Here is a 19,643-nt window from a genome sequence, read left to right on the forward strand (position 1 = left end):
ACACAGTATTCACATACAATCACACGTTTTCACTTTTTTCCTGCTTTTTTCGTTCCTAAATCATATTCTCTATTATACTGCTTAAACACTTCGGGGTCAATGTACGAAATCATTATATCACAGAATCAAACCACACTCTATAAGTTTTTCTGGGAGGAGATCTGTTCTGCCAGATCGTTCAGATATACCCACCGCTCCATTTTTTCTTCCAGTTCTTGTTCCACCTGCTCTTTTTGAGCCATGAGTTCTCCTAATTTCATGGAATTCGTTGCATTTTTCAGGATGTCATTTTCCAGCTTCTCGATCTTTGATTCGAGACCCGCGATCGTTTCATCGATGGTCTCGTACTCCTTTTGTTCTTTATAGGAGAATTTCAATTTTACCGGGCTGTTCTGTTTCCAATCCCTGCTGCTTTTCTTCTCTGCAGCACCATTTCCTGCGGGCGTTCCTGCTAACAAGGATGCAGTGCTTCTTTGTTTCGCCTCCAGATAATCGGTGTAACCGCCTTCGTACTGCCTCAGGTGTCCGCCCTCCTCAAATACGAAGATACGGTCCACAACGTTATCCAGGAAATATCTGTCATGGGATACCGTGATCACGATCCCCGGAAAGCTGTTCAGATAGTCCTCAAAAATGGTCAGAGTCGGGATATCCAGATCATTTAACTCATCTATGAGCAGACAGTTTGGAGCTGCCTGCAGGATTCCCAGCAGATACAGACGTTTCTTTTCTCCCCCGGAAAGCTTTTCAATGGGGGCATACTGCATATCAGGAGTGAACAGGAAACGCTCCAGCATCTGAGAAGCAGTGATCCTGCCCTGCTTTGTAGGAATATACTCTGCAATGTCGCGGACATAATCGATCACCTTCTGCCGGGTATCCATATTCGGAACTTCCTGTGCAAAATATCCGATCCTGACGGTCTCTCCGATCTCGATATTTCCCGAATCCGGCTCGATGAGCCCTGCTATCATTTTGATCAGGGTAGACTTGCCGCAGCCGTTTGGACCGACGATTCCCAAACGCTGGTTTTTCAGGACGATGTAATCAAAATCGTCCACGATTCTGCGTTCCCCATAGCTTTTACTGATATGATGAAGTTCTATGGTTTTCTTCCCCATACGTGTCTCTATGGAATCCATCTCCACGGTCTGACTCTGCACAGGGGCTGCCCCGTTTTTCAGTGCCTCCAGCCGTTCTAATCTGGCACGCTGCTTCGTGCTTCTTGCGCGGCACCCTCTCTTTGCCCATTCCAGCTCCATGCGCAGCACACTCTGGCGCTTTCTCTCACTGGCCATCTCCATCTCTTCTCTCTGTGCTTTCAGTTCCAGGAATTTTGAATAATCAGCCTCGTAGGCATATAGTTTTCCATAGCTGATCTCCAGGATCTTATTGGTCACCTTGTCCAGGAAATAGCGGTCATGGGTCACCATCAGGACGACGCCCTTATAACGCTTCAGGTAATCCTCAAGCCAGGTGATCATCTCTTCATCCAAATGGTTCGTCGGCTCGTCCAGGATCAAGACATCCGATGGTTCGATCAAAATCCTGGCAAGAGCTGCCCGTTTCTTCTGGCCGCCGGATAAGTGTCCGATCACAGCTTCATGGTCTGTAAGACCCAAATGGTTCAGAATACTTTTCGCATCACTCTCCGCATTCCACACATCCTGCTTCTGTCCTTTCAAGACATAGGACAGGACTGTCTCCTCCATCGGGAACGCCTGATTCTGAGGCAGGTATCCGATCTTGATCCCGTTCTGTCTGACTACCTGTCCTGCATCCGGCTCCTCCATCCCTGCAATGATCTTAAGCAGGGTCGTCTTACCAGTTCCGTTGATCCCGATGATCCCGATCTTATCCCCTGCATGGATCCCATAGGAAACATCATCGAAGATCACTTTTTCTCCAAAAATTTTGCTGATGTGCTCTATATTTAAAACATTCATTAGAATCTTCCTCCCTTTTCGACTTTTCTATCATAAGGGATTTTCTAAAAAACGTCAAGAAATTAGGACTCCGGCAAAACGGCATATGCAAAGGGGAAGCTCTCTCTAAGCTTCCCCGATTTTCTGGTAGATCGTACGCAGTGCATCCGCCGACTCCCTCAGTTTTTCCTTTTCCTGTGCATTCAGCGGGATTTCGATGATATCCTCCACGCCGTCCCTTCCTAAGACAGCCGGCAGTCCGATACAGATATGATGGATCCCATAGTGTCCCTGGGCCAGGCTGGACACTGTCAGTATGGAGTGCTCATCACGGACAAGTGCCTGTGCGATCCTCCTGACAGCCATTGCGACAGCATAAAAGGTGGAACCCTTCCGGTTAATGATCTCATAAGCACTGTCCCGGACCTCCTCGTAAATCTCATTGAGCTGCAGGCTGTCTCTCGTACGTCCGTGCTGCCGGCAGTATTCGTCCACCGGAAGCCCCGCTACAGTCGCGCTGCTCCAGGCCGCCAGCTCGCTGTCTCCGTGCTCTCCGATCATCCAGGCATGGATGTTGCGGTAATCCAGGTTAAATTTCCTGCCCAGCAGGTATTTCAGCCTCGCCGTATCCAGGACCGTTCCGCTGCCGATCACCCGTGACGCCGGAAAACCGGAAAGCTTTAAGGCCAGACTGGTAAGCACGTCAACCGGATTCGTGACGATCAGAAGGATACACTCCTTATTGTATTTCACGATCTGAGGAATGATCTGACCGAATACCTTGGCATTTTTCTCGGAGATATCCAGTCTTGTCTCACCGGGCATCTGATTCGCACCTGCCGTCACAATGACCAGATAGGCATCCTCCAGATCCGGGTAATCTCCCGCATAGATCTCGGAAGGAACCGTAAACGGGATACCATGCCCAATGTCCAGAGCCTCCCCCTCCGCCTTTTTGTGGTCAATATCGATCAGGACCATTTCGTTAAAAAGTCCGCTCTCTACTAAGGTATATGCGGTCGTAGCGCCTACGCCGCCGCATCCTATGATGCCGCATTTTTGAATATTCATCTTTCAATCCCCTTTTCTGCTTTTTCGATTAGTATTTCCAGAATTCACCGATTTGTATTCTCTGCAGCATCAGAATCTTCATTTTTAAGATCAGCCGATCAAATGTTGCTTCTTCCAAGTACCTGATAAATAAAACCCGACAGATAACGCTGTCCCAATGACCCAGCCGATCGGCCAGGACAGCCAGATTCCTGTTTCTTTCCAGATCCCGGACAGAAGAAAGGCCAGGATCACCCGCAGGATCAGGTCGGAGAAGGTGGCGGTCATGAATGCTTTCATTGCTCCTGCCCCGCGCAGCACTCCGTCAGCGATCAGCTTTAATGATATCACAACATAAAACGGGGATACGATCCGCAAAAATTCTACACCTGTCTGCGCCGCTTTATCTCCCCCCTCACTCATAAAAAGCTCCACGATCGGCCTTCCTCCCAGGAAAAACAGCAGGAAAACAGGAATCGCCACACTCAGCACCATAATCATGCCACAGCGAAAGCCCTTAGCTGCCCTCTCCATTTTCCTGGCACCGATATTCTGCGCCGTAAAGCTGGAAACACCGTTCCCAAGTGTGGTAAAGGACGTGATCGCAAAGGTATTGATCTTCATCCCCGCCGAATATCCTGCGACAACTGCGGAACCATAGCTGTTGATCAGTCCCTGCACAAACAGATTTCCTACAGAAATAAAACTCTGCTGTAAAATACTAGGTACTGCCACCTTCATGATCTTTTTCAGCATGGCAGTGGAAAAATGTCTGTACTCCCTGCATTCTATGCTTCTAAGGCGCTTTTTCAGGGTAATGCAGGCCAGGACAGAGGAAAGGCCCTGCGCCAGAAACGTCGCCCACGCCACGCCGCTTACCCCCATATGGAAACAGATCACAAAGACCAGGTCAAGTATGATATTGCCCACGGAAGAAGCAATCAAAAAGTAAAGCGGAGTCCTGGAATCTCCTAATGCCGTAAATACCCCTGTACAGATATTATATAGAAACAGGAAAATCAAGCCGCATATGTAAATATTCAGATACAGCTCCGAGTCACCGAAGATGTCCTTTGGCGTTTTCAAAAGAATCATCAGCGGCCTGCCAGACAGCAGTCCCAGAGCTGTCAGCAGTATACTGATCCCAAGGACTGTCCTAAGGGAAGTGCTCACCGCACTCTTCATCTGTTCATACTCTTTCGCCCCGAAGTATAAGGAGATCACGACAGAACATCCAATGTTCAGCCCCGTCGCCACTGCCATAAAGATCATCGTGATGGGATAAGAGGCTCCGACTGCCGCCAGTGCATTTACCCCGACAAACTTTCCTGCCACAATGCTGTCCACGATATTGTACATCTGCTGGAACATCACGCTGACCAGCATCGGGATCGTGAACCTCCATAAGATTTTAAAAGGCCTGCCTTCCGTCATATCCGTAATCATCTTAAATTCACTCCTGTCGTTTATCCTAAGTATTGTCATTTTTCTATGGAAGCTGTGCTTAATTTCACCGTTTTGAGCATACAAGCAATACAAAATCACAGCAGCGTTTTTATTTTATCACCTTTTTAAAAAATAGAAAAGAAATCTTAGGACTTTATGAATTTTTTGTGTTTGCTCTTGAGTATATTAAGAAAAAGTAATACCATAAACACTAAGCTTGTGAAACACTTTGTTATGTGTATTAAGGATACATTTTATATTTTATTTTTAGGAGGAAATGAATGGGTTCTACAAAAAATAGTGCTTCTATTTTTGATGATGATTTTGAAGTAACTTACGAGGAAGAGATTCCTTTTTCATATGGCTTTGATACGGATTCTGATCCGAAAGGTGTCACAGATGAGACCGTTGTGATGGATGCGCGGGACTACCGGACAGTACCAGGGAAGCGTCCGAAACGCACCTCCCAAAAATCAATGGAAACGGTTTACCAGAAACGGTATGATGAGAAGGAATATGAGGAGGACTCTGCATATTATGATGAGGAGTATGAGGATGATTACGATTCCACTTATGGGGATGATTATCAGGATCCCTATGAGGACGAATATGAAGACAGCCTCTATGGCCAGGATGATCCTTACGATGATGACTACGAATATGACAGCGGCAGTCCCCGAAGGAAACGCGCAAAACAAAAATCCTCGAAAGGCGGAAGCCGCCTGCTCTCCCCGGTCAAAAAGACTGCCAAGTATGGTACCAAGGCAATCTACCGGACTGCGCGCTCTGTTGTCAGGATCATCTCCGCACTGATCACTGCAGGAACGTTCTGCGTGCTGGCCTACAATTTCTGGAGAGGTGCTGCCCCCTATGGTGATCCGCAGAAGATCCTGACAGACAAGAATTATGCACTGGCTGCCTATGCCGGAGTTGCCGCTTTAATTCTGTTGTTTGAGCTGATCTCATTTTTCTGGTCACTGACCAAAATGAAGTTCCGGGAAGGCCGGAAGATCTATAAGGAGGATACGGGAAGAGGCCTGTTTTCATTTATTTTTATTTATGTCACCTCGTATCTTTCCTTCCTGCTCTGCTCCTTTTTACCGGATACATTTGAATCCTTTGAGGTATTAAACGGAGTAAAAGGAGCTCTGGATGTATTTGGCTCCCTTCACAACGTGCTGCTTGGCCTGTGCCTTGCAGGCGCGGTCTCCTGCCTGGTACGCAGACATATGAATTGATCATACTGTAAATCTAACAGGGCACATCAATTACTGAATGCTTTTGATTCAGATTGATGTGCCCTGATTATTTTACTTACTATTTTATTTCTTAGAATTTGCCTTCTTTAGCCGCTTCCTCAATGCTTACTGCAACAGCCACGGTCATTCCGACCATCGGATTGTTACCTGCACCGATCAGACCCATCATCTCAACGTGAGCCGGTACGGAAGAAGATCCTGCGAACTGTGCATCAGAGTGCATACGTCCAAGAGTATCTGTCATACCATAGGAAGCCGGTCCTGCAGCCATGTTGTCCGGGTGAAGTGTACGTCCTGTACCACCGCCTGATGCTACGGAGAAGTACTTCTTGCCCTGCTCGATACATTCTTTCTTGTATGTACCTGCAACCGGGTGCTGGAAACGTGTCGGGTTGGTTGAGTTACCTGTGATGGAAACGTCTACACCCTCTTTGTGCATGATCGCTACACCTTCGCGTACGTCATTTGCACCATAGCAGTTAACTTTTGCACGAAGACCTTCTGAATAAGCTGTTCTCTGAACTTCTTTCAGTTCTCCTGTGTAGTAGTCATACTCTGTCTGTACATATGTGAATCCGTTGATTCTGGAAATGATCTTTGCAGCATCCTTTCCAAGACCGTTCAGAATAACACGCAGAGGTTTTTTACGAACCTTGTTTGCCTTCTCAGCGATACCGATCGCACCTTCTGCTGCTGCAAAAGACTCGTGTCCTGCCAGGAATGCGAAGCAGTCTGTGTCTTCTTCCAGAAGCATCTTTCCTAAGTTACCGTGTCCAAGACCTACTTTACGCTGATCTGCTACAGACCCCGGGATACAGAAAGCCTGAAGGCCTTCCCCGATCGCTGCTGCTGCGTCAGCTGCTGTCTTACATCCTTTTTTGATCGCGATCGCTGCACCTACGATGTATGCCCAGCAAGCGTTCTCAAAACAGATCGGCTGGATTGCTTTTACCTGATTGTAAACATCAAGTCCGGCATCCTTTGTGATCTTCTCTGCCTCTTCAATAGAAGCAATACCATAGCTGTTTAATACTTCATTGATTTTATCAATTCTTCTTTCATATGATTCAAATAAAGCCATTTAATTGTCCTCCTGATTTAATCTAACGTTACCTTACTCTTCGCAGCACACAGGAAAAACCCATGTGGCGCGCTGCACCTTCAATCCGCTTATTGTGATTATTCCTTACGTGGATCGATGATCTTCACAGCATCAGCAACACGTCCATACTGTCCTTTTGCTTTCTCCCAAGCATCGTTTGGAGTATCGCCTGCTTTGATGAAGTCAGTGAATTTACCAAGGCTTACGAACTGGTATCCGATGATCTCATCGTTCTCATCCAGAGCGATTCCTGTTACATAACCTTCTGCCATCTCCAGGTAACGAGGACCTTTAGCCAGTGTTCCGTACATGGTACCAACCTGTGAACGGAGCCCTTTTCCTAAGTCTTCCAGACCAGCGCCGATAGGAAGTCCGTCTTCTGAGAACGCACTCTGTGTTCTTCCGTATACGATCTGTAAGAACAGCTCTCTCATAGCTGTATTGATCGCATCACATACAAGGTCTGTATTCAATGCCTCCAGAATCGTCTTTCCCGGAAGGATCTCAGATGCCATAGCTGCAGAGTGAGTCATTCCTGAACATCCGATAGTCTCTACCAGAGCTTCCTGGATGATACCTTCTTTTACATTCAGAGTCAGTTTACAGGTTCCCTGCTGTGGTGCACACCAGCCTACACCGTGTGTCAAACCAGAAATATCTTTAATCTCTTTAGCCTGTACCCATTTTGCTTCTTCCGGAATTGGAGCCGGTCCGTGATTTGCACCCTGAGCTACCGGACACATCATTTCTACTTCATGTGAATAAATCATGTTAAAACTCCTTTCAAATATGTATGATTTTCTTCCTATAGGCGCTTGATATTTATTTAACGCCGTATATGGATTATTTTCGCACAATTTTCGACATTCGTCAATTGTAAGATTATACAAGTTTCATACATCCTGCCCCTTGTTTCTGAGCAATATTTGAGGAGGCTGACCGGCCCTGCGGGATATCTTTTTCCTCCCGAAAAAGGCCGGTCAGCCTCCATAGCTTTTTATATCCTTTATTTCCATTCCCGAGCTGAATCAAAGTCTTCTTGCTCCAGCATCTCTAATGCCATGGTAAGTGCAGTCTTCACTGTCCCTTGACGGTTTTCCATCCGGTTTCCCGTAAAGCGGCATTCCTTCACTTGGGTCTTCCCGCGCACAGAGCATCCCACATATACCAGCCCTACCGGCTTTTCGGCAGTGCCTCCGCCCGGCCCGGCGATCCCGGTGGAACTCAGGCCGACATCCGCTTTCGCTGCCTTTGCCGCCCCCTCTGCCATCTCTCTGGCAGTCTGTTCACTGACAGCACCATAGGCCTCCAGCGTATCATGGCTGACCCCCGCAAGACGTTCCTTGGCTTCATTCGAATAAGTCACATATCCTTCATTGAGAACGTCCGAAGCACCTGATACATTGACCAGAGTCCCTGCGATCAATCCTCCGGTACAGGATTCTGCCGTAGTGATGGTCAGCCCCAGATGAGCTAACTTCTCCACCAGACATTCCTCCAGGCTTTTTCCATCCGCTTCCGTCTTATGCAGCACCCACTCTGGATACATCCTTACATCCCTCCCTGCGTCAGAACCTGCTTGTTCTTCACCACATAATCGATCAGGGAGATGACTGTAAGCGCCAGTGCCACTGCTACCAGGATCAAAGATATGGTATCAAATACACCGCCCAGATCTGCGATCAATACAATGATCATTGCCATCTGGAAAACGGTCTTAAACTTGCCCCAGTAGCTTGCCGCGATCACGATCCCGCTGTCAGCGGCAACAAGACGGAAACCGCTGATGATAAACTCACGGCTGATGATAATAATGACAACCCATGACGGGAGCTTGTCCATCTCGATCAGGCAGATCATCGCGGAACACACCAGGAGTTTATCTGCCAGAGGATCCATAAACTTTCCAAAGTTCGTAACCAGATTATACTTTCTGGCAATCTTTCCATCCAGCAGATCCGTCAGGCTTGCAATGATAAAGAGGACCAGGGCAATCCATTTACTTCCCTCAACCAGATCTGTCAATAGGAAAAACACAAAAAACGGAACCATGATGATCCTTAATATTGTTAGTTTATTTGGTAAATTCATTACTCTATCCCTCCTATCAAATCATAATCTACTGCACCGGAAACCTTCACCCTCGCGAAGTCCCCGGACATCAGCTCCTCATCTGTGTTTACAAAAATCAGACCGTCAACATTCGGTGCATCCCGGTAAGTTCTGCCCACATATGCGTTCTCATCCGCCACTTTTCCTTCGATCATGACGAGCACTTCCCTGCCCACCATATTCTCTGCCTGGTCAAATGCGATCTCCTGCTGCAGCTCCATCAACTCTGCCTGGCGCTCTTCCTTTACTTCTTCTTCGATCTGTCCGGGCATCCCTGCTGCCGGAGTATCCTCCTCCGGTGAATAAGTAAAGACACCCAGCCTGTCGAATTCCATCTCATCCACAAAATCCATCAGTTCCTCATGCTGCTCTTTTGTCTCGCCCGGAAAACCGGTGATCAGTGTCGTTCTGATACAGATATCCGGTATTTCTCTTCTCAGCTTTTCAATGATGCCGGTCAGTTCCTGCTTTGAAGTCCGTCTGCCCATGCGCCTTAATATTTCATCATTCGCATGCTGGATAGGCAGGTCCAGATAATGGCAGATCTTCTCCTCCTCCTTCATCACCTGGATCAGTTCATCTGTGATCTCCTCCGGATAGCAGTACAGAATCCGGATCCATCTGATCCCGCTGATCTTACACAGCTCCTTCAACAGGATGTGCAGACTTTTTTCTCCGTAGAGATCCTTCCCGTAAAGCGTTGTCTCCTGGGCTACCAGGATCAGCTCCTTCACGCCCTGTTCGGCAAGATACTCAGCTTCCTTAAGCAGACGCTCCATGGGAACACTGCGGAAATTCCCCCGGATCTTCGGGATAATGCAGTAGGTACAGTGCTTATCGCATCCCTCCGCGATCTTTAGATAGGCAAAATGCCCCCCCGTCGTTACCAGGCGGTGAGTCGGCACCTCCGGCAGTGCATTGATATCAGTCACTGTGACACTGTGCTGTCCCTTAAGTGCCTCATCAATGGCATCCAGTATCTTGTCATAGGCTGTTGTCCCCAGTACCGCATCCACTTCCGGTATCTCATCCAGGATTTCCTGGCGGTAGCGCTCTGCGAGACATCCGGTCACGACCAGCGCCTTCACTTTTCCATTCTTCTTATATTCAGCCATATCCAGAATATTCTGGATGCTTTCTTCCTTGGCATCATGGATAAAACAGCAGGTATTGATCACAATGATCTCTGCTTCTGTCTCATCATCTGTCATCTGATATCCTCTGGATGCCAGAAGCCCCAGCATCACCTCTGTATCTACCAGGTTCTTGTCACACCCCAGAGAAATAAATAGTATCTTCATATAACCTCCCAATTGACACGTTTTACATATTTTTAAAAGGCAGATACTCTATGCATCTGCCTTCTTTTCTTGATTATTCTTCTTCCGCATTCTCAGCAATGATCTTCAACTTGCCTTCATTCAGCTCTTCAATAGCTGTTGAAAGCGGCTTCTCCCCGTCCTTTGCATTGACAAGAGGGAGTTCCCCGTCGATCAGCTGTCTCGCCCTTTTTGACGTTGCAAGAACAATAGAATAACGGCTGTTGACGATCTTTGTCTCGCCCTCCTCTACGTCTTTGTTCACGACTTTCATTAAATCAGTGTAAGATGGATGTAACATATCTTATCATTCTCCTTTCAAACTTCTGCTTAAGTCTTCTTTTATTTCTTCCATAAATACTGTATTACGAAAACTTCTGTGATGCTCACCCTGGATGATCGTGTGCATCTGCCTTGCACAGGTCTCCAGGTCATCGTTGATAATCAGATAATCATATCTGTCCATGCCCTCGGCTTCTTCCACCGCGCGCTTCATCCTGGATTCAATGACCTCCATTGTCTCCGTGCCTCTGCCCACAAGGCGCCTTTTCAGCTCCTCTGCTGACGGAGGTGTGACAAACAGCAGCAGGGTATCAGGAAATGCCTCCTTCACCTTCAAAGCACCCTGGATCTCGATCTCAAGAATGACATCCTTCCCTGCCTCAAGCTGCTGCTCCACATATTCACGCGGGGTTCCGTAATAATTTTCCACATACCTAGCATACTCTATCAGTTCATCTTTCGCAATCATTTTTTCAAATTCTTCCCTTGTTTTGAAAAAATATTCTCTTCCGTCCACTTCTCCTTCACGCGGCTTGCGGGTAGTTGCGGAGATCGACAGCGCATAAGCCTCCTCATACCGGCTCAGCAGCTCCTTCATCAAGGTTCCCTTGCCGGAACCGGAAAAACCTGAAACTACGATTAGAATTCCCCTTCTATTCATATTGACATCCTCTGCTCTTCTTTCTTTTTATTCTCTCTTATCTCGATTACTCGATATTCTGTATCTGCTCCCTGACCTTCTCGATCTCTGTCTTTAAACCGATCGCGCAGTTGGAGACCTCCAGGTCATTCGCCTTTGACAAGATGGTATTGGCCTCCCGGTTCATCTCCTGGGCAATAAAATCCAGCTTGCGGCCGATGCCCTCCTTTTCCTCCAGGGTGTCCCTCATATGGCTGATATGGCTCTTTAATCTCACGACTTCTTCGTCTGTACAGATCTTATCCGCAAAAATGATCACTTCTGCTGCGATACGGCTCTCCTCGATCTGCGTATCTGCCAGCAGCTCGCTCACCTTCTCCTCCAGCTTAGCCCGGTACTCTGCCACGATCCTGGGAGAACGTTCCTCGATAAATGCGACCAGCTTCTCCATGCCTGCAAGCTTCTCCAAAATATCCTTCTTGAGATTGCCGCCCTCTGTCCTTCTGGTCTCCACAAACTGGGTAAATGCCCCTTCCAATGCTTCTTTAAGCCCATTCCAGAGCTCCTTATCATCCTCAGACTGTTCTTCCATCGTAAGTACCTCAGGACAGCGTGATAAGGTGGAAACACGGATGTCATTCTCCAGACCAAAGTCTTCTTCCATCTGCTTAAAATACTTCATGTACTCAGCAGCCAAAGATGCATTGTACTTTAGCGATACCTGATTCTCTGATGTATCTTCATATGTAATAAAAATGTCAACCTTCCCTCTGTTCGCATACTGCTTGAGCAGAGAACGGATCGATGTCTCAAAAAAATTAAGCTTCTTCGGCATCCTGATATTTACATCCAAATATCTGTGGTTCACCCCTTTGAGCTCTACGGTAAACTTCCTGGAATCCTTTAGGACCTCGCATCTACCGAAGCCTGTCATGCTTTTTATCATGGTCGTTCATCCTTTTTATCTACTAAATTTTGCCGATTAGGCATTTTGAATCATTATACCCCTTTCTCCCCTGTCAGGTCAACCTCACAAATTAAGATTTTACTGTGGGTCTTACTGCGGCCTGCGTCAGATCAAGATTTTTGCGTATTCTTGACATTTGGGGGCGGCAACGATACTATAGTATAGAAAAACACTCCCGAGACGGCGGGCTTTTAAAAAGAAAGGAATTATCATGGCATTTGACGGAACATGCGTGGCCTGTCTGGTCCACGAATTAAGAGAACAATTATTAAATGGAAGGATCGCAAAGATCGCCCAGCCCGAGACAGACGAGCTTCTTCTGACTATCAAGTCTTCCTCTGGTCAAAAAAGGCTGTGCATCTCAGCAAGTGCATCCCTTCCTCTGATCTATCTGACTGATTCCAATAAACCGAGCCCCATGACGGCGCCTAACTTCTGTATGCTTCTGCGCAAGCATATCAGCAATGGAAGGATCGTGGATATCTATCAGCCGAAGCTTGAACGGATTATTCATTTTACAGTGGAACATCTGGACGAGCTGGGGGATCTTTGTAAAAAGGATCTGGTCGTAGAGATCATGGGAAAGCACAGCAACATTATTTTCTGCAATGAGGACGGTATGATCATCGACAGTATCAAACACGTTTCCGCCCAAATGAGCTCAGTGCGTGAGGTGCTGCCGGGCAGGGATTATTTCGTCCCGGATACCATGGAGAAATCAGACCCCTTAAGTGTATCTGAAGCTGCGTTTACAGAGTTGATGGAAGGCAAGCCGATGGCGGTCTCAAAGGCCCTCTATACAAGCTTTACCGGGATCAGCCCGGTAGCTGCCCGGGAGATATGTGCCCTCGCAGGATTAGATCCGTTCCTCGTACCAAAGGAACTGTCGGAAGATATTATAAGACATTTGTATCGGCAGTTTTCCATCTTCTTTTCTGCAGTCAGAAAGGGCAGCTTCTCTCCGGCCATCTATTATGACGGGAAAGAGCCGAAGGAATTTTCCGCGGTCCCGCTGACACATCTTAAGGAGTATACAAGAAAAGAATTTGGCAGCATTTCTGAGCTGCTTGAGACCTATTACGCCTCTAAAAACACGCTCACCCGTATCCGCCAGAAATCGGCCGATCTGCGCCATATCGTACAGACCGCCCTGGACCGGAACCGAAAAAAATACGAACTGCAGCTCAAGCAGCTTAAGGATACCCAAAACCGCGACAAGTACAAGGTCTACGGTGAATTGATCCACACTTATGGTTACGGCCTGGATAAGGGAGCTAAAAAGCTGGAGGCTCTTAACTATTACACGAATGAGATGATCACGATCCCTCTGGATAGTACCAAGACACCGCAGGAAAATGCACAGCGCTATTTTGATAAATACAACAAACAGAAGCGTACCTTTGAAGCGCTTTCCAAGCTGATCCAGGAGACCCAGGATGATATCACCTATCTGGAATCCATCAGCAGCTCTCTGGATATCGCCCTGACTGAGGACGACCTGGCTGAAATCAAGGAAGAGCTGATCCATGCGGGATATATGCGCAGAAAATTCACGAAGAAAAAAACAAAGATCAAAAATAAACCTCTGCACTATATTTCCAGCGACGGTTTCCACATGTATGTCGGTAAGAATAATCTGCAGAATGATGAGCTGACCTTTCATTTCGCCGTTGGAAATGACTGGTGGTTCCACGCAAAGGGAGCTCCCGGCTCACATGTTATCGTAAAGACAGAGGGACATAAGCTTCCTGACCGGACCTTTGAGGAGGCCGGACGTCTTGCGGCCTACTATTCGAAAGCACGGGGCGGAGAAAAGGTGGAGATCGACTATATTGAGAAAAAGCACGTCAAAAAACCGAGCGGAGGAAAGCCTGGTTTTGTGGTTTATTATACGAATTATTCTCTGATCATTGACAGCGATATCTCACAGATACAGGAGCTTTCTTAGGCTGGTCATTCCACAGCATTGCAGAAAAACAGAGCAGAGTCTTCTTTTCATAGACTCTGCTCTGTTTTTTGTCTGAAAATATCTCTGCTTCTTTATTGCTCTGTCTGCTCCGGTGATGCTGCACAGGCTTCTTTTACCTCATCAGGCACCTGGATCTTCTTCACCTCGCCGAATCCGGTGTAACCGAGTTCTATGGTAAAATCATTCACATTCGTGCTCTTATCATACTTGTCATATAATTCATTCATGACATCGGTCATATCCACGATCACTCTGGCCGGAAGCATCTCTTCTTTATAGACTTCTATGGTGATCGGAACGCTCAGGTTGACAATGGCATCCTCATCCGGGATCTCTACCAGACCAAAAGCGCCCATCATATCCAGGCCCATGAATTCAAGAAGCTCCTTTCCTGTCACATTTCCGTACAGCTGATAGCATTCTTTTTGATCCACCTCCACATTCTGTTCTGCGATCCGAAATGTCTCGATGGAATCTCCTGCCTCCTGGAAGAGGTTCCCGTTAAAAGTGCTCTTTTGGGTGCTATCGGTAGCCTCTCTGCTCCATTTATCGTACATCCGGCTGTACGTGACAGCCTCTGCCCCTTCTTCGACCTGGTAGATCTCAATATCACTTCCAAGCTTTGTCCCGCTGAATTCCACCTCTGCTGTTCCTGCCGCATGTCCGGCTTTGGGCTTTACCGTATTTTCCATCTTCATATCCATGGAGATCTTCATCGTATCCAGCACATCTTCCAATTCGATATCCATGCTCAGCGTATTAGTCACGGATTTTACCTTTGCCAGGTTCTCTGTAACAGACGCCATCATCTTCTTAGGCGTCATTTTGCTGCTGCATCCCATCGTCAAAATGGCACAAAAGATGCCCAGCGTGATGATACTAAATCCCTTTTTTGCATATTTACTCATGTATTAACCTTCTTTATTTTTATTGGGGAATCTCTTCTTATCCTTTAGCAGACATCCCTCTATTCACTGCATCCCAACAGATAGTCAATAAACTGCTGGGCAGTACGCCCGGAAAGCCCTCCATGGGTCAGCTCCCATTTATTTGCCATAAGCAAAAGCTCTTCCTCAGGCAGATCGATCTGGTTTGCTTTTGCCAGCTCCTTTACGATCTCCTGGAATTCCTTTTTACTTGGAGAGCCGAAATAAATGGTCACGCCAAATCTTGCAACCAATGACAGCTTCTCCTGCACCGTATCATTTGTATGTAATTCCTCGTCCCGGTCGGCCTTATCTTTAAAGGTCTCACGTACCAGGTGGCGGCGGTTTGAGGTTGCATAGATGAGTACATTCCTGGGCTTCTTTTCCAATCCGCCCTCGATGACTGCCTTTAAGTATTTGTACTCGATCTCAAATTCCTCGAATGACAGGTCATCCATGTAAATGATGAATTTATAGTTTCTGTTTTTGATCTGAGCAATCACATCATTTAAATCCTGAAATTGATGCTTATAAACTTCTATCATACGCAGCCCCTGATCATAATACTGATTTAAGATGGCCTTGACAGACGAGGATTTTCCCGTCCCCGCATCTCCGAAAAGAAGACAGTTGTTAGCCCTTCTCCCCTCCACAAATGCACGGGTATTGTCGATCAGCTTCTTCTTTGCGATCTCATATCCGACCAGATCATCCAGATGTACATGTGCGATATTGGTGATCGGTACGATCGAAACCCCCTCATCCTCCGGGTGCTCAACACGAAAGGCCTTGTGAAGCCCCAGCTTACCTACTCCGAATTCCTTATAAAACTGTGTCAGGATATCCTTGAACACCTCCACATTTTCGGCACCGCCAAGTGCCTTTGCCAAGCTGCAGATCCTGTCCCGTATCCTTTTATTGAATACCTTGCTGCCCTCATTAACATTCTTATAATTCATCAGGACAGAGAGGCAGCCCACATCCAGCTGTTCTTTTAGACCGTTGAAGTCATAGTCAAACAATTCTTTGAAAACAGCAAAATCGTGAAGCGCGATCTCATTGATGCTTCCCTCCACCGCTCCTACGATCTCGCAGGATGTGCTGTAGGCATTCTCATCGCTTGCCAGAAGGAATGTCAGGTAGGTATGCCACAGATTTCCCTCAAAGCCATGGCTCGTAGATAACTCGAGCAGCGAATTCACACACTCGAACACAAGGCTCCTCAAATCTTCCCTGTTATAATATTCATTATCATAGTTCTCCATCAAAAATGTCATATCAAGAAGAAGTTCTCCATATTCCATATTTTTGTAGAGCATTAATTCATTTGTACGCATCTCGATTCCTCTTTACATTTTTTAATAATTTCCAAGTATTTTTAAATTTCTTGCCTCTTCCCGGAGCCCTCTGATGGCATTTTTTACGGCCGCATCCGCCATGTTGCCTTCAAAGTCCACGAAAAACCGATATTCCCAGTTCCGGCCTTCCATCGGACGGGATTCTATTTTTGTCATATTCAGATCATTATAGATAAAATGGGACAGAATGCGGTAAAGGGAGCCGCTCTCGTGAGGCACCTCAAAACAGAGACTGATCTTGGACGCATCCTGTAAAAAGATCTTCTGGTTCGTCACCACGATAAACCTGGTAGAATTATTCGGTTCATCATTGATCTCATCCTTTAAGACAGACAGCCCATGGACCCGGGCCGCATAAGCGCTGCACACAGCCGCCTGCGTCTTATCCTGGTCCTCCAGGATCTTCCTGGCGGCGATGGCCGTATTCACCACACTGATCTGCTGCCAGCTGCTGTGCTCATCCAGAAAACGGGATGTCTGCATCAGTGCCTCAGCCTTGGAGTATACTCTCTGGATCTCCTCCAGCTTTGTCCCCGGCAGGCCGGAAAGAGTATGAGTGATGGGGATAATGGTCTCTGCCACGATATAGTTTTCGAATTCTACAAGCAGATCATACATCTCGTTCACTGCCCCCGCGGAAGAATTCTCGATCGGAAGCACTGCATAGTCAGCAGCGCCCTCCTCAATGGCCTCCATTGCATCCCGGAATGTACGCACATGGAAGCTGTTGCAGCCCTCCCCAAAGTAATGCTGCATTGCAGCCTGTCCATAAGCGCCTTCCACTCCCTGGAATACTACGCGCGCTTTGTCTTTGTTCAATGAATCTACTTCAATAAATGGAAGCCGTCCCAATGCACCTGCCTCCACAAGCTGTTGATACTGGAGTTTCCGGCTCATGGACATGAGCTGCTCATACAGTTCCTGGATTCCTTTCTTGTTGAAGCTGCCGGATACCTTGGCAGAGACTGCTGCCAGCTTCTCACGTTCCCTCTGCTTGTCGAATACCTTCCTGCCCGAATTCACCTTGAATTCACCGACCTCTTTACATACCCGCATCCTGTTCTCGTACAGCTTCACAAGCTGATCATCAATCTCATCCAGCTGTAATCTCAGTTCTTCCAATGTAGCCATCCTTATTTCTCCTTTGCACAAACGATACTTATTGGACTACTCATGTTCAATAAGGTAAGGAATATTATAATACATTTGAAGGTATAAGCCAATATCTTTTTTTCCTGCAATATCCGCGTATAAAAGATGGGATCTTGAAACATACTTCTCTATATGAAGAATAAATTTATCATTTGCGGCACTGTGGGCTGGTGCATGGAGATTATTTTTACAGCCCTTGACTCATTTAAAAAAAGAGAATTCACCTTAGTCGGGCGCACCTCTATCTGGATGTTCCCGATCTACGGTGCAGCCTGTCTTTTATCCCCTGTATGCCGGCTTTTAAAGGGGAAAAATCCTTTTTTAAGGGGCAGCGTCTACACATGCTGTATCTTTATCGGGGAATTTTTATCCGGCAGTTTCCTTAAGAAGCATCATGCCTGTCCCTGGGATTACAGCAATTCCAAATACAATCTGAAAGGAGTCATAAGATTTGATTATGCCCCTCTGTGGTTCGGTGCAGGACTGCTCTTTGAGAAAATCCTGCGGTGAGATCTGCAGCAAATACCGGCCTGATCCTCCCTGTCAAAAACCTTCAAATTTTCAGTTGAAAATCCCTTTATTTTAGTATATGATTAGTTGAAGAGAATTTCAGATAGGGAGGTAAACAAATGAACGTTATTGACTGTATTAAAACTCGAAGAAGCATCCGCCAGTTTAAGCCGGATATGATCGACCATTCAATTATTGATTCTATTGTTGACGCAGCATCCTTTTCCCCTTCCTGGAAAAACACTCAGATTACCCGATATATCGCAATCGAAGATTCTTCCCTTCTTGGAAAGATTGCCGATGAATTCACCCGCAATAATAATTCTAATATTGTTCGTCAGGCACCAATGCTGATCGCTGTCACTTTTATAAAGGGGCGGTGCGGGTTCGAGCGCGATGGCTCCTATACTACCAAGAAAAAGGACAGATGGCAGATGTTTGATGTGGGGGTCGCATGCCAGACCTTCTGTCTTGCAGCAAAAGAGCACGGACTTGGTACGGTAATCATGGGGATTTTCGATGAGGACGGGATCACCAGGCTTTTGGAGCTTCCAGAAGACCGGGAACTTGCTGCACTGATCGCTGTTGGGTATCCAGATATAGATCCGGAAGCGCCAAAGCGTAAACCCGTTGAAGAATTACTCGAATACAGATAAGATTAAATATGCCTGTGCGGCATATGAGGAGGTTGTTTATGAGACATTTAATGAGTCCTCTGGATTTCTCCGTAGAGGAACTTGACGAACTTTTAAATCTTGCACAGGATATCGAGGCACATCCTGATAAATATGCCCATGCCTGTGACGGAAAGAAACTTGCAACTTTATTCTATGAGCCAAGCACCAGAACAAGGTTAAGCCACGAGGCTGCTATGCTGAACTTAGGCGGAAGCATCATGGGCTTCTCTTCTGCCGATTCCAGTTCTGCTGCGAAAGGAGAAAGTGTTTCCGATACGATCCGCACGATTTCCTGCTACGCTGACATCTGTGCCATGCGCCATCCAAAAGAGGGAGCTCCGATGGTAGCCTGCCAGCACTCTTCCATCCCTGTGATCAATGCAGGTGACGGAGGGCACCAGCACCCGACCCAGACACTGACCGACCTGCTGACTATTTTAAATGTAAAGGGACGTTTGAATAACATGACCATCGGTCTGTGTGGTGACTTGAAGTTTGGACGTACTGTCCACTCACTGATCCACGCTCTGGTTCGTTATGAGGGGATCAAGTTCATTCTGATCTCACCGGAAGAGTTAAGACTTCCTGATTATATGCGCCACGATGTGCTGGATAAGCAGAATATTCCTTACAAAGAGGTCGTACGCCTGGAAGATGCGATCCCGGATCTGGATATCCTTTACATGACTCGTGTGCAGAAGGAACGTTTCTTCAATGAGGAAGATTATGTCCGCATGAAAGATTTCTATATCCTGGATAAGAAAAAAATGAAGCTGGCTCCTGAGGATATGTACGTGCTTCATCCGCTTCCAAGGGTAAATGAGATTTCTGTTGAGATCGATGACGACCCGAGAGCTGCATATTTCCGCCAGATGCAGTACGGAGTATATGTCCGTATGGCGCTTATCCTCACTCTGCTTAGCATCCATGTGGATTAACAGCAGGATAG

At 46.8% G+C, this 19,643-nt stretch carries 19 protein-coding genes; 5 read left to right on the forward strand and 14 right to left on the reverse strand.

The genetic code is table 11. From position 1 onward, the window contains the following. Positions 1-137: 137 nt before the first annotated feature. From AC4OGX_RS21100 to AC4OGX_RS21110, 3 genes are all read right to left on the reverse strand, one after another. Positions 138-1,946: an ABC-F family ATP-binding cassette domain-containing protein gene (locus AC4OGX_RS21100; RefSeq protein WP_493332834.1), complete on the reverse strand. Its 1,809-nt coding sequence runs from the start codon at positions 1,944-1,946 to the stop codon at positions 138-140. 105 nt (positions 1,947-2,051) lie between these two features. Then, the gene (locus tag AC4OGX_RS21105) at positions 2,052-2,996 is read right to left on the reverse strand and encodes an L-lactate dehydrogenase (RefSeq protein WP_493332836.1); all 945 of its coding nucleotides are present in this window, start codon (positions 2,994-2,996) and stop codon (positions 2,052-2,054) included. 90 nt (positions 2,997-3,086) lie between these two features. After that, a complete protein-coding gene (locus AC4OGX_RS21110) occupies positions 3,087-4,421 on the reverse strand; it encodes an MATE family efflux transporter (RefSeq protein WP_493332838.1) in 1,335 nt (444 codons plus the stop codon). Between the two features lie 281 nt (positions 4,422-4,702). Between AC4OGX_RS21110 and AC4OGX_RS21115 the strand changes: the two genes are divergently transcribed. Continuing rightward, positions 4,703-5,659 carry an ATP-dependent RNA helicase gene (locus AC4OGX_RS21115; RefSeq protein ID WP_493332840.1) on the forward strand — a complete coding sequence of 319 codons (957 nt, stop codon included), beginning with the start codon at positions 4,703-4,705 and terminating at the stop codon, positions 5,657-5,659. Between the two features lie 91 nt (positions 5,660-5,750). On the opposite strand, the gene AC4OGX_RS21120 is transcribed toward AC4OGX_RS21115, so the two are convergent. From AC4OGX_RS21120 to AC4OGX_RS21155, 8 genes are all read right to left on the reverse strand, one after another. After that, positions 5,751-6,761, reverse strand: coding sequence for a GGGtGRT protein (locus tag AC4OGX_RS21120; protein ID WP_493332842.1), 1,011 nt, complete (start codon positions 6,759-6,761; stop codon positions 5,751-5,753). A 98-nt stretch (positions 6,762-6,859) separates the two neighbouring features. Then, positions 6,860-7,552: an iron-sulfur cluster assembly scaffold protein gene (locus AC4OGX_RS21125; protein ID WP_493332843.1), complete on the reverse strand. Its 693-nt coding sequence runs from the start codon at positions 7,550-7,552 to the stop codon at positions 6,860-6,862. Between the two features lie 236 nt (positions 7,553-7,788). Next, on the reverse strand, positions 7,789-8,331 hold the full coding sequence (locus AC4OGX_RS21130) for a CinA family protein (RefSeq protein ID WP_493332845.1): 543 nt from the start codon (positions 8,329-8,331) through the stop codon (positions 7,789-7,791). A 2-nt stretch (positions 8,332-8,333) separates the two neighbouring features. Further along, positions 8,334-8,873 (reverse strand): CDP-diacylglycerol--glycerol-3-phosphate 3-phosphatidyltransferase, encoded by a 540-nt coding sequence (gene pgsA / locus AC4OGX_RS21135; protein ID WP_493332846.1) that lies wholly within the window; start codon positions 8,871-8,873, stop codon positions 8,334-8,336. Then, positions 8,873-10,195, reverse strand: coding sequence for a 30S ribosomal protein S12 methylthiotransferase RimO (gene rimO / locus AC4OGX_RS21140; protein ID WP_493332848.1), 1,323 nt, complete (start codon positions 10,193-10,195; stop codon positions 8,873-8,875). Before rimO ends, pgsA begins: the two co-directional genes overlap by 1 nt. Positions 10,196-10,268: 73 nt before the next feature. After that, positions 10,269-10,514 carry a DNA-directed RNA polymerase subunit omega gene (gene rpoZ / locus AC4OGX_RS21145; RefSeq protein ID WP_216240690.1) on the reverse strand — a complete coding sequence of 82 codons (246 nt, stop codon included), beginning with the start codon at positions 10,512-10,514 and terminating at the stop codon, positions 10,269-10,271. A gap of 6 nt (positions 10,515-10,520) precedes the next feature. After that, positions 10,521-11,156: a guanylate kinase gene (gene gmk / locus AC4OGX_RS21150; RefSeq protein WP_493332849.1), complete on the reverse strand. Its 636-nt coding sequence runs from the start codon at positions 11,154-11,156 to the stop codon at positions 10,521-10,523. Positions 11,157-11,202: 46 nt separating this feature from the next. Further along, entirely contained in the window at positions 11,203-12,081 is an 879-nt protein-coding gene (locus AC4OGX_RS21155) for a YicC/YloC family endoribonuclease (RefSeq protein ID WP_493332850.1), read from the reverse strand. A gap of 232 nt (positions 12,082-12,313) precedes the next feature. On the opposite strand from AC4OGX_RS21155, the gene AC4OGX_RS21160 reads away from it, so the two are divergent. Continuing rightward, positions 12,314-14,050 (forward strand): Rqc2 family fibronectin-binding protein, encoded by a 1,737-nt coding sequence (locus tag AC4OGX_RS21160; RefSeq protein ID WP_493332851.1) that lies wholly within the window; start codon positions 12,314-12,316, stop codon positions 14,048-14,050. A gap of 92 nt (positions 14,051-14,142) precedes the next feature. On the opposite strand, the gene AC4OGX_RS21165 is transcribed toward AC4OGX_RS21160, so the two are convergent. From AC4OGX_RS21165 to pheA, 3 genes are read right to left on the reverse strand one after another with little or no spacing between them, the layout of a single operon-like run. After that, positions 14,143-14,979: a DUF6612 family protein gene (locus AC4OGX_RS21165; RefSeq protein WP_493332852.1), complete on the reverse strand. Its 837-nt coding sequence runs from the start codon at positions 14,977-14,979 to the stop codon at positions 14,143-14,145. 59 nt (positions 14,980-15,038) lie between these two features. Beyond that, a complete protein-coding gene (locus AC4OGX_RS21170; protein ID WP_493332854.1) occupies positions 15,039-16,334 on the reverse strand; it encodes an ATP-binding protein in 1,296 nt (431 codons plus the stop codon). Between the two features lie 21 nt (positions 16,335-16,355). Next, positions 16,356-17,486, reverse strand: a complete 1,131-nt coding sequence (pheA, locus tag AC4OGX_RS21175; protein WP_493332855.1) for a prephenate dehydratase — start codon at positions 17,484-17,486, stop codon at positions 16,356-16,358. A gap of 153 nt (positions 17,487-17,639) precedes the next feature. Between pheA and AC4OGX_RS21180 the strand changes: the two genes are divergently transcribed. From AC4OGX_RS21180 to pyrB, 3 genes are all read left to right on the forward strand, one after another. After that, the gene (locus AC4OGX_RS21180; protein ID WP_493332856.1) at positions 17,640-18,017 is read left to right on the forward strand and encodes a putative ABC transporter permease; all 378 of its coding nucleotides are present in this window, start codon (positions 17,640-17,642) and stop codon (positions 18,015-18,017) included. Between the two features lie 119 nt (positions 18,018-18,136). Beyond that, positions 18,137-18,673 carry a nitroreductase family protein gene (locus AC4OGX_RS21185; RefSeq protein WP_493332857.1) on the forward strand — a complete coding sequence of 179 codons (537 nt, stop codon included), beginning with the start codon at positions 18,137-18,139 and terminating at the stop codon, positions 18,671-18,673. Positions 18,674-18,711: 38 nt separating this feature from the next. Beyond that, positions 18,712-19,632, forward strand: a complete 921-nt coding sequence (gene pyrB, locus AC4OGX_RS21190) for an aspartate carbamoyltransferase (RefSeq protein ID WP_493332859.1) — start codon at positions 18,712-18,714, stop codon at positions 19,630-19,632. Positions 19,633-19,643: the final 11 nt, after the last annotated feature.

The organism is Faecalicatena sp., from assembly GCF_058819085.1.